The organism is Pseudomonas sp. MF08817, from assembly GCF_059862705.1.
This window is the reverse complement of the sequence record NZ_JCBCUY010000068.1, coordinates 1-10,216: the sequence shown is the minus strand read 5'-3', so window position 1 is coordinate 10,216 and position 10,216 is coordinate 1. Positions and strand designations below refer to the sequence as shown.

8 protein-coding genes and 1 pseudogene are annotated in these 10,216 nt (G+C 58.6%); 4 read left to right on the top strand and 5 right to left on the bottom strand.

Going from position 1 to position 10,216, the window contains the following annotated elements:
• The first annotated feature begins 108 nt into the window (after nt 1-108).
• Complete coding sequence (locus AC19YR_RS24120) at nt 109-1,059, top strand: putative mucin/carbohydrate-binding domain-containing protein (RefSeq protein ID WP_500600386.1); 951 nt, start codon at nt 109-111, stop codon at nt 1,057-1,059.
• Nucleotides 1,060-1,315: 256 nt separating this feature from the next.
• Here AC19YR_RS24120 and AC19YR_RS24115 read toward each other — a convergent pair whose 3' ends face one another.
• The 4 genes from AC19YR_RS24115 to AC19YR_RS24100 form a co-directional block, all read right to left on the bottom strand.
• Nucleotides 1,316-2,758, bottom strand: a complete 1,443-nt coding sequence (locus tag AC19YR_RS24115) for a mechanosensitive ion channel domain-containing protein (protein WP_500600385.1) — start codon at nt 2,756-2,758, stop codon at nt 1,316-1,318.
• A 101-nt stretch (nt 2,759-2,859) separates the two neighbouring features.
• The gene (ycaC, locus tag AC19YR_RS24110) at nt 2,860-3,486 is read right to left on the bottom strand and encodes an isochorismate family cysteine hydrolase YcaC (protein WP_095110998.1); all 627 of its coding nucleotides are present in this window, start codon (nt 3,484-3,486) and stop codon (nt 2,860-2,862) included.
• A gap of 58 nt (nt 3,487-3,544) precedes the next feature.
• Complete coding sequence (locus AC19YR_RS24105; RefSeq protein WP_095110999.1) at nt 3,545-4,231, bottom strand: isochorismatase family protein; 687 nt, start codon at nt 4,229-4,231, stop codon at nt 3,545-3,547.
• An 85-nt stretch (nt 4,232-4,316) separates the two neighbouring features.
• Nucleotides 4,317-5,183 carry a pirin family protein gene (locus AC19YR_RS24100; RefSeq protein ID WP_500600384.1) on the bottom strand — a complete coding sequence of 289 codons (867 nt, stop codon included), beginning with the start codon at nt 5,181-5,183 and terminating at the stop codon, nt 4,317-4,319.
• Between the two features lie 105 nt (nt 5,184-5,288).
• On the opposite strand from AC19YR_RS24100, the gene AC19YR_RS24095 reads away from it, so the two are divergent.
• Nucleotides 5,289-6,197: a LysR family transcriptional regulator gene (locus AC19YR_RS24095; protein ID WP_500600383.1), complete on the top strand. Its 909-nt coding sequence runs from the start codon at nt 5,289-5,291 to the stop codon at nt 6,195-6,197.
• Between the two features lie 69 nt (nt 6,198-6,266).
• On the opposite strand, the pseudogene AC19YR_RS24090 reads toward AC19YR_RS24095, so the two are convergent.
• Nucleotides 6,267-7,694 (bottom strand): annotated as a pseudogene (locus AC19YR_RS24090) (ATP-binding protein); the annotation flags it as partial.
• A gap of 62 nt (nt 7,695-7,756) precedes the next feature.
• On the opposite strand from AC19YR_RS24090, the gene AC19YR_RS24085 reads away from it, so the two are divergent.
• Entirely contained in the window at nt 7,757-9,352 is a 1,596-nt protein-coding gene (locus tag AC19YR_RS24085; protein WP_500600382.1) for a recombinase family protein, read from the top strand.
• 351 nt (nt 9,353-9,703) lie between these two features.
• On the top strand, nt 9,704-10,192 hold the full coding sequence (locus AC19YR_RS24080; RefSeq protein ID WP_500600381.1) for a hypothetical protein: 489 nt from the start codon (nt 9,704-9,706) through the stop codon (nt 10,190-10,192).
• Nucleotides 10,193-10,216 lie beyond the last annotated feature (24 nt).

The window sequence follows — 10,216 nt, the reverse complement described above, 5'->3', positions numbered from 1 at the left end:
TCGCAGTGGTTGCCGTTGAAATAGCATCACCATAATGGTGACGCGCTCCTGGGTACTCAGGTGGTTGTATTGGGTAGACATGGCAACACCTTACATCAGGCGTTGCACTTGCTCCTTGAGACCGCCGGGCTTTCCGGAGAATTCGCCTCATTAGAGTTCGATATGCAATCGTCAAGCCTGAAAATCAATGTCATCAGTTCCAGGCCACACCCCTATGCACACAACACTATTTACGCGGCAATCACCGTGCAGGACAGAAACGACTTCCTCCTCTTTCACAAAGATATGCCCGGCATTGATACGGTTATCTCCAGCGACGAAATCGCCATTGGCTCCGGATATAAAGTTACTCTTTTTCATCAAGAACCAACACGGTTGGTCAGTACGCCCACAGTACACCCCATCATCAATAAACAATTGCCGACCAATGTATTCGAAATCACACAACAAGGGCTGCGCAACACCAGCCTGAACAATGACCCTGGGGATAACCTCAAAGCCGAAATTGAAAAAACCGCCAATAGCCTGCGCCAGGCCTCACACTTACTGCTGCATCTTGACCTGCCCGTGCGAGATGATCTCTATACCGCAATCGATACATTCACCACATCCGAACGTTTGTCGTTACTTGAACAATACGCTGACTTATGGCCTTCCTACGCAGACACCGGCGGCCCAGTAGTTCCGGGCGGTTATTTCACCTGGCGACAACCGGGCCTCGGCAATCACACATCAGTAAATATCAGTATCGACACCAATGCCGAAACGATCAGTATTGAAACAATAGCGCGCGCGCCACATTCTTATTTGATAGCGATCTATATAGCGGTATGGGTGCGCACCGAAAAAGGGGAAGTTTTGCATTGTCAGGAGTTGCGCGGCGACGCTCTCCCACAAGCGGTTAATGTCACCCTCCCCTTCCAAAAGGGATACACGGTGAGTGTTCTGCACTTGGAGCCGACCCGTAGCGAGTTGATAAATACCGACACTCAAGTCCGATTTGCGGTCAAGCAAATCCATACTGTTCGCGCCATGGGGGACGGAAAACTTCAACTTTGAAGCGTTAGTACGGGTTCAGCAGGGCCATGGGCTGTACCCGGGGCGAGCATAAAACCCTGCAACTGGCGGACGGCAGCCAAGTGCTGCTCCACAAGGCCAGCGCACTGAACATCGCGTTTTCGTCGGTAGAGCGCCGCATCAGGTTGCCGGACCTCATCACCACCGCCAAGGGCAGCGACCCGCGCCCCTTTGTCGTGCAAACCCCACACAGCACCGCAGGGCTTCGCCCCCTCCCACAGGTAAGGCGCGGCACGGTTCAACCGCGCGTGCGCAGCCACTGCATAAAGCCCTTGCGCGGTGCAGCCTTGGGCACTTCTTTAATCAGGGCCTGGGCGCTGTGCAAACGGTGGTCGAGCATCGCTTGCATGGCTTCGCCGATGTCGCGGCGGGCGTCGAGGCAGGGTTTGAGGTAGGCCTTTTCGATGCGGTAGAGGGTGCAGAAGGTCATGGCAATGAAGTCGGCAGGCACGCCTTCGCCCTCGAGGATGCCGGCTTCGCCGATCACCTCCCCCGGGCCCATGCGCCCGGCCTCGAACGGGGTGCCGTCGCGGCGCAGCACCACCGAGACCACGCCCGACTCGATGATGAACAAGTGGTCGCTGACCTCGCCGCTGGGCAGGATCGTATCGCCGGCGCGGAAGGTGTGCAGGGCCATGTTCTGGCTGAAGGTGTCTTTTTCATCCTGGCGCAGGGTGGAGAAAATGTTCGAGCGTTCCAGCAGTTGCCGTGGCCGCGACAGGCCCGGCGCAGGCGCGTCCGCTTCGGTGGACAAGAGGCTCACGCCGCTGGCCTGCAAATGCCGGTAGGCCAAGTCGAAGAGCAGGTTGCGCACCTCGCGCTTTTGCCCCATGGCGGCGACAAAGCCGCTGATCTCGTACTCCATGCCACTGCTGCTGGCGCTTTTGAGGGCGACGCTGGGCGCCGGTCTGCCGAGTAACTGGCGGCACCCCTGCATCGCCCGTTCGAGGGCTTCGATTACCGTTTGCGGGCGCGCGTGGGGGCTCACTTGCAGGCTGATGGACAGGCCATGCACGTCGCTGGGGCGGCTGAAGTTGATGATCTTGGCCTTGGCGGCCAGGGAGTTGGGGATCACCGCCATGCTGCCCTGGGCGGTTTGCAGGCGCGTGGCGCGCCAATCGATGTCCACGACCCGGCCTTCGGTGCCGTCGATGGAGATCCAGTCATCGATTTGGTAGGGCTTGGTGGTGTTGAGCACGATGCCGGAGAACACGTCACTGAGGGTGCTTTGCAGCGCCAGGCCGACGATGATCGCCACCGCGCCCGAGGTGGCCAGCACGCCTTTGACCGGCAGGTCGAGCACGTAGGCCATGGCGGCGATGATGGCAATCAGGAATATCACCGCGCCGAGCAAATCCTGGAGCAAGCGCCCGGTGTGGCCGACGCGCTGCAACATCAGGGCGCCGAGCAACACGGTGAGGGTGCGGGCACCGTACAGCCACCAGCCAATCAGCAGCCCAGTGGCGGCCACGTGCAAGGCCACGTTATCGGCCCTGGGCGCCGGTTGCATGGGGCTCAGGCCTTCGTTGAACAGTAGGACGCTGAACAAGGCGAAAATCCCCAGGCGCACCGCCAGTTTCCACTGGCTACCCCCGGCGGAAATCAACCGCCACAACAGCAGGTCGACCAGGATCAGGCACAAGGCGATTAGCAGCGGGTGATCGGTGAGCAAGGCAGGCATCAAACGGCTCCAGGGCGGCAATGACGCGAAGATCGCACACATTGGCGAGCAACCCCAGAGCCGTGTGAGAGTGGGCTCGCCCGCTCCCACACGTGGGGCGTTTACTTGCCGTTGGTCAGGGTGTTGTAGCTGGTCATCAGGTTGCGGTAGTCGGGGATGTGGTTGGAGAACAGGGTGCCCAGGCCCTCCACATCGTTGCGCCAGTCGCGGTGCAGTTCGCACGCCAGGCCAAACCAGGTCATCAGTTGCGCGCCGGAGGACGACATGCGGTCCCAGGCCGATTGGCGGGTCAGTTCGTTGAACGTGCCCGAGGCGTCGGTGACCACGAACACCTCAAAGCCTTCGGCCAGGGCCGACAGGGCCGGGAACGCCACGCAGACCTCGGTCACCACGCCCGCGATAATCAGTTGCTTCTTGCCGGTGGCCTTGATCGCCTTGACGAAATCCTCGTTGTCCCAGGCGTTGATCTGGCCCGGGCGGGCGATGTACGGCGCATCCGGGAACAGAGCCTTGAGCTCGGGCACCAGGGGGCCGTTGGGGCCGGTCTCGAAACTGGTGGTGAGGATGGTCGGCAGTTTGAAGTACTTGGCCAGGTCGGCCAGGGCCAGGACGTTGTTCTTGAAACGGTCCGGGTCGATGTCCCGTACCAGCGACAGCAGGCCGGCTTGATGGTCCACCAACAGAACGGCGGCGTTGTCTTTGTCCAGGCGCTTGTAAGAGGTAGTCATTGCAGTAGTCCTCGCGAGGTAAAAGTACCGGCGGCATGCCGGCACCGGGGTGTCTGGATCAGCGCTGGGAGTCCAGCACTTCGTGATCGGTGGCCACTTGCTGGGCCTTGAGGTAGCTCTCGATCAGCAACTGGTAGTGCGGCATGGCCTGGGCATAGACCGCGGCCCATGCCTGCGCATCGGGGCGGTTCCACGAACCTTGCAGCTCAGAGAGCGTAGCCATGATGTCGATCGGCACCACCCCGGCCTGGGCCAAACGGGCGATGGTCAGATCGGTGGCCAAGGTGGAATGGTTGCCCGAGGCATCGACCACGGCGAACACCTTGTAGCCTTCATGCACGGCGGCAATGGCGGGAAACGCCAGGCACACGCTGGTCAGGGTGCCGGCGATCACCAGGGTTTTCTTGCCGGTGGCCTTGACCGCCGCGTGGAACTGGGGGTTGTCCCAGGCGTTGATTTCACCTTTGCGCGCCACGTATTGGGCGTGGGGCGCCTCTTGGTGGATCTCGGGGATCAGCGGCCCGTTCGGCCCCTGGGGCACCGAAGCGGTGGTGATGACCGGCATCTTCAACAAGGTGGCGGCCTTGGCCAGTGCGATGGCGTTGGCGCGCAGTTGCGGTACGTCCATGTCCTTGACGATCTGGAACAGGCCACTCTGGTGGTCGATCAGCAGCATCGCCGTGTCGTTGGGGTCGATGGTGGGCTTGAGGCCGTTGAAATTGGCCGCGTGGGTCGTGGTGTTCATCAGCGTTTCCTCTTTTCTGTGGGCAACAGCCGTCCCTGGCCGGTGTCATGGCCTGCCGATCCTGAGCAGGGTTGCGGGGTTGCGCTTAGGGGTGCATCTGGCCAAAACGGCCGGATTGGAAGTCGGCGAAAGCCTGGTGGATTTCTGCCTCGCTGTTCATCACGAACGGGCCGTGGCCGACGATGGGTTCGTCGATCGGCTCGCCGCTGAGCAACAGCACCACCGCATCGCTACTGGCCTCCAGGGCCAACTGGTCGCCGACGCGCTCGAACAGGGCCAACTGGCCTTCGCGCACTAACTCCAGGCCATTGACCTGCACCGTGCCGCGCAGCACCACCAACGCGGTATTGCGCCCTTCGTGCAGGTCCAGGGTGACCGCTTTGTCGGCAGTGAGGCGCAGGTCCCAAACATCGATTGGGGTGAAGGTGCGCGCCGGCCCGGTGCGGCCGTCGAACTCACCGGCGATCAAACGCAGGCTGCCGGCACCGTCCTTGAGGGCAAGGGTGGGAATGTCGCCGTCGAGAATGGTCTGGTAGCCGGGCTCGGCCATTTTGTCCGTGGCCGGCAGGTTGACCCACAACTGCACCATTTCCAGGGTGCCGCCGCGTTGAGCGAAGGCTTCGGAATGGAATTCCTCGTGCAGGATCCCTGACGCGGCAGTCATCCACTGCACATCGCCCGGGCCAATGATGCCGCCGGCGCCGGTGGAGTCGCGGTGCTCCACTTCGCCTTTGTAGACGATGGTCACGGTTTCAAAACCGCGGTGCGGGTGTTGGCCGACGCCACGGCGCTGGCTGGTGGGGGTGAATTCGGCTGGGCCGGCGTGGTCCAGCAGCAGGAATGGGCTGATGTGCTTGCCCAGGTTGTCGTAGGAAAACAGGGTACGAACCGGGAAACCATCGCCCACCCAATGGCCTCGTGGGCTGGTGTAGATACCGATGATGTTTTTCATGGTGCCTCCAAAAAGGGGTGAGTGACGCGATGGACAAAGGTTAATTGCGTCACCTTTGCTGCGCTAGACTGCGAAAATTACTCTTAGCGTTCTATTTGGAGAACGATGGTGGAAGACCTCAACACCCTCTACTACTTCACCGAAGTGGTCGAACACGGAGGCTTCGCCGCCGCCGGACGGGCGCTGGACATGCCCAAGTCCAAGCTCAGCCGACGCATCGCCCAGCTTGAAGAACGCCTGGGGGTGCGCCTGATCCACCGCAACAGCCGGCATTGTTCGCTGACGGAAATCGGCCAGGCTTACTACCAGCGTTGCCTGGCCATGCGCGTGGAAGCCGAAGCCGCCGCCGAGGTGATCGAACGCAACCGCGCCGAACCCCAGGGCCTGGTGCGCATCAGCTGCCCCACGGCACTGCTCAACACCTGGGTGGGGCCGATGCTCAGCCGCTACATGGTCAAGTACCCGCGGGTGGAGGTATTCATCGAGAGCACCAACCGCCGCGTGGACTTGCTTCACGAGGGCTTCGACATCGCCCTGCGGGTGCGTTTCCCGCCCCTGGACAGCACTGACATGGTGATGAAAGTGCTGGGCAACAGCACCCAATGCCTGGTGGGCAGCCCCCTGTTTCTGGAGCAACTGTCGTCGCCCGCCTCCCCTGCCGACCTTAGCGGCCTGCCGAGCCTGCACTGGGGCGCCGCGCAACGGGAATACCACTGGGAACTCTACGGCCCGCAGGACGCCAGCGCGGTGATTCGCCATCACCCACGCCTGGTCACCGATGACCTGATCGCCCTGCGCACCGCCGTGCTGGCGGGTATCGGCATCGTCCATTTGCCCCAGGTGGTGGTGCGCGACGACCTCGCGGCCGGCACCCTGGTGCAACTGGTGCCGGGCTGGGCGCCCAAGTGCGGCATCGTCCATGCGATCTTCCCTTCGCGCCGTGGCCTGCTGCCGTCGGTGCGTAGCCTGATCGACTTTCTCGGCGAAGAGTTCACCCATGCCGATATTGCTTAAATACGCTCGCAGTAGCCTGGCGTGCCAGCGCTGGCGGCGAATGGCTCGCTCCCACTTGAAGAATTGACCTCACGCCTGGGCTTGGAGGTAGCGATCCAGGCGCGCCATGGCCTGTTGCAGGTCAGCCACCGCCAGGGCCAGAGCGGGGTTGTCCTGGGTGGCGGTGGCTTCCAGTTGTTCGCAGCAGGCCATCAGCCGCCGCGCCTTGACGATACGCGCACCGCCCTTGATGCGGTGGGCCAGCTCCCGCAGGCCCGGCAGGTCGCGCGCCGCGTAGAGGGTGCCCAGGTTCAGCAGGTCCTGGCGGTTGCTCGACGCTAGGTCATCGAGCAAGTGTTCGATCAGGCTGCGGTCGGCGCCGACATACTGCTCCAGGCTCGACAGGTCAATTTCCGGCGCCTCTTCGGGCTCGGGCTCCGCCACCGCCGCCTCCACCGACACCCGCGCCAGGCGCACGCGCAGGTCTGCCAGGAGGATGGGCTTGAACAGACAATCGTCCATGCCTGCCTCCATACAGCGGATTTTTTCCTGGGCCTGGGCATTGGCGGTGAAGCCGAAGATCAGCCCCGGCGCCCGGCCCCGGGCCTGCTCTTCGTGGCGCAAGGCGCGGGTCAGGTCGTAGCCATCCATCTGCGGCATATGGCAATCGGTAATCACGACATCGAAGGGGTGCGCGCGCCACAGTTCCAGGCCCTGCTCGCCGTCCTCGGCGAGCATCACGCGATGGCCCAGGTAGGCCAACTGACGTGACAGCAGCAGGCGATTGGCCGGGTAGTCGTCCACCACCAGGATGCTCAGGGACGGTCCCGCCGCTGCTGGCTCAACGACCGCTGGCGGTGTTTCGTCCAAGGGTTGCAAGGCCGGCACGTCGAGGCTGACATCGATGCGCGTGCCCTTGCCCACGACACTGTGCAATTGCAGGCGCCCGCCCATCATTTCGCACAGCGAACGGCTTATCACCAGGCCCAGGCCCGAGCCGCTGCGAGCTGACTGTGTGTGGTTGCCGGCCTGGGTGAACGGGCTGAACAGCCGCTGCTGGTCCTGAGCGCTGATGCCCACCCCGGTGTCCTCCACCCGCAGGGCAATAGCCACGTGGTCGGGGCTCGCGGTCGGCTCGATGCGGGTGCTCAGGCGCACCTCGCCGCTGTGGGTGAACTTGATGGCGTTGCTCAGCAGGTTGGACACGACCTGCTTGAACCGCAGCGGGTCGATCAGCACTTCGCGGTCGCTGCGCGGGTCGATGTCCAGCACCAGGCGCAGGTGTTTGTCCCGCGCCAGGCCCTCGAACACCCGGGCCACGGCCTCCACCAATTGGCGCAGGTTGGCGCGTTCGGGGGTGAGGGTCAGGTGCCCCGATTCGATGCGCGCCACATCCAGAATGTCGCCGATCAAATCGAGCAAGTCATGGGCGGCGCCCGACGCCACTTCAATGGCAAAGCCATCGCTCTGGCCCTGCTCGGCTTTTTTCGCCGCCAGCTCCAGCATGCCAATCAAGGCAATCAGCAGTGCTTTTGGTAGAAAATGCTATCATTCCGTATCTGCGAAGGATCAGCGCACCTATGAGCACCGTAACCCCTCTGCCTCGGGCCTTTTCAGAGGTCTTTCAAGGCGACGACAGGATCAACGTATACAGCTACATCCGCTTTTCATCCAAGGCCCAAAAGCTTGGATTCAGTGAGATGAGGCAGATTGATCAACTGAACCGCTTTTTCGAGCACTACCCACAGGCTCGACAGGTTGAGCGGTATGAAGACCTCGGCGTCTCAGCATTCAAGGGAAAAAACCTGAAATCCGGCCAGTTGGCCCGGTTTGTGGAAAGGATCAAGGCCAAAGAGATCCTACCTAATGCCCTTTTGCTGGTCGAATCCTTCGACCGAATCAGCCGAATGGGCGGCTATGACGCCCTTGAACTGATAATTTCCATCATCCAGGCCGACTGCGCCATTTACACACTTTTTGATAATCGCCTTTATTCTCGCCGCAAAACCGACAGCAGCGCCGACATAAGCCTGATCCAAAATATTCTTGAACGGGCGAATGATGAGAGTCGTTCAAAATCAGATCGCATCTCGGACGCCAAGGCACGAAATTTATTGAAAGGTGAAAACGGCGGCATCATCACGAAGCGCTGCCCGTTTTGGATCACCTTTACAGACGGGAAGTTCGTCTTAAATGAACACGCTCAGGCCATCACCCGTGCCGTTGAACTTTGCTTTGATATGGGCTTTCAAGCAATTGCAAAGACGCTGAATGATGAGATCCATCCAAAAAAATACACGGAAAGTATAGTCGGAAAATTTCTCCGGCAGCCAGCAATCTATGGTTCGTTCATTGCTATGGAGTGGGACGAGTTTGGGAAGCCAGTGCAGTTAAAGAAAGAAATTAAGGGCTATTACCCTGCTGTTATCACAGAGGCTGAATTTCATCGGATCAGCGCAAAACTTCAAGAGCGACAAGATCCAAAATTGGCAGGGCGCAAGGCAGCAGAGTTTAGAAATATTCTACGAGGATTGGTTTACTGCGTTTGCGGATCTGGCTTTCGCTATCACGCTCAGAAAAGTGGCTATGTTGATCTTGTCTGCTCCGCATCACTTACTGGACGATGCTCAGCAGCAAAGCCCGGAAAAGGCGTTAGATACCGCTATGCACGATTAGAGGAGATCTTTCTGGCCTATCAGGCTAAAATTCCTTTTCACAGAATTATTGCGAAAACAGAAGATATTCAAGCGCTGGAAAAAGCCCATGGTGAAATTTCAGGCTTATTGATCCAAAAAGAAAAAGCGCTGGCTAACAATTTTTCAATCTTAGAAAAAGCATCGGAAGGTGCACAAAAATACGTTCTAACCAGAATCGAAGAAGTGAGCCAAGAACTCGACCAGATTAAAGCCAAAGAACAGGAAATCAGCCACAGAATTAGCACTCTACACCTTGCGAGCAAATCGACTATTAATGTCATGGAGATTTATAAACTCCTACTGACCGAACATGGTCGAATGAGAGTGAATAATTTCCTCCAAGGCCAATCCGTAAAGTTAATAGTCATCCCAATTCAGAAAAAATATTTCTACATAGATATCTTTCTTGGTGATGAGCACGTTGATCGAGTCTACGTAACCCCAGATGGATACACGGCGGAAAATAAGCCAAGCGCCTAAATCGTTATCCAGCCCTAAAACGCACCCAAGCAAGCTTGGGCACCTTTTAGGGCTTCGCTCAGAAGCAAAGCAGCACGGACATATCCGTGCAGGCTGGACAAATCCAGCCCAAAGCAAAACCTGACAAGTCAGGTTCAGCCGAACAAGTCCGGCTAAAAGCAAAAACAGACCGAGATCCATTTTTGGAATGTTAAACTGATTAAGTCCGCATAAGGTTAACCCGTTGGGCTTACCACCACACTTAACTTCGTTAAGACGCTTCGCTTGCGGTAGTAAGCACGGGTTCCTTGCCGGAATGGCAGAAGCAAAAGCAGCGCGGACTCCAAAATTAACCATCAACATGAGGATAAAATGAATGGCAAAAAAATAACTTCAATGATTTTCAAAACACTGAACTATACAAACGAGATCAAAAAGAAATCCACTAACGGGCATGGTGGCCGTCGCCAGTTGTTCAAAAGTTTGCGCCATTCTCTGCGCATACCAGCAAGCCAGCCCAAGAAGCTGGAATGGTTCGATGAACAATCCCACTTAAATCTAATCTGGCTACCAGAAACCGGAACGATAAAACTCGACGATTATCCGAAGGAAAAGAGGGAAGAGCTTCTTGCCAAAATAACCGATGAGGCGGAAGCGCCCACACTGGTTAAGAACGGCAGGGCCGAATTGTTGGAGGCGCGCACCAAGCTAAAAAACAAAGTCAAGAATGCCAGTAAAAAAGAAACTGACGAAGGTAGCATGGCGGTCTCAAGGAGCAAGTGCAACAGTCAGTTAACTTTTCTGCACTTGCTAAGCGAACGCAATCCCGCTTCCAAAACATCATCATCAATGGACGTCTGACCGAACCGAGCCGATCTGCTTGCA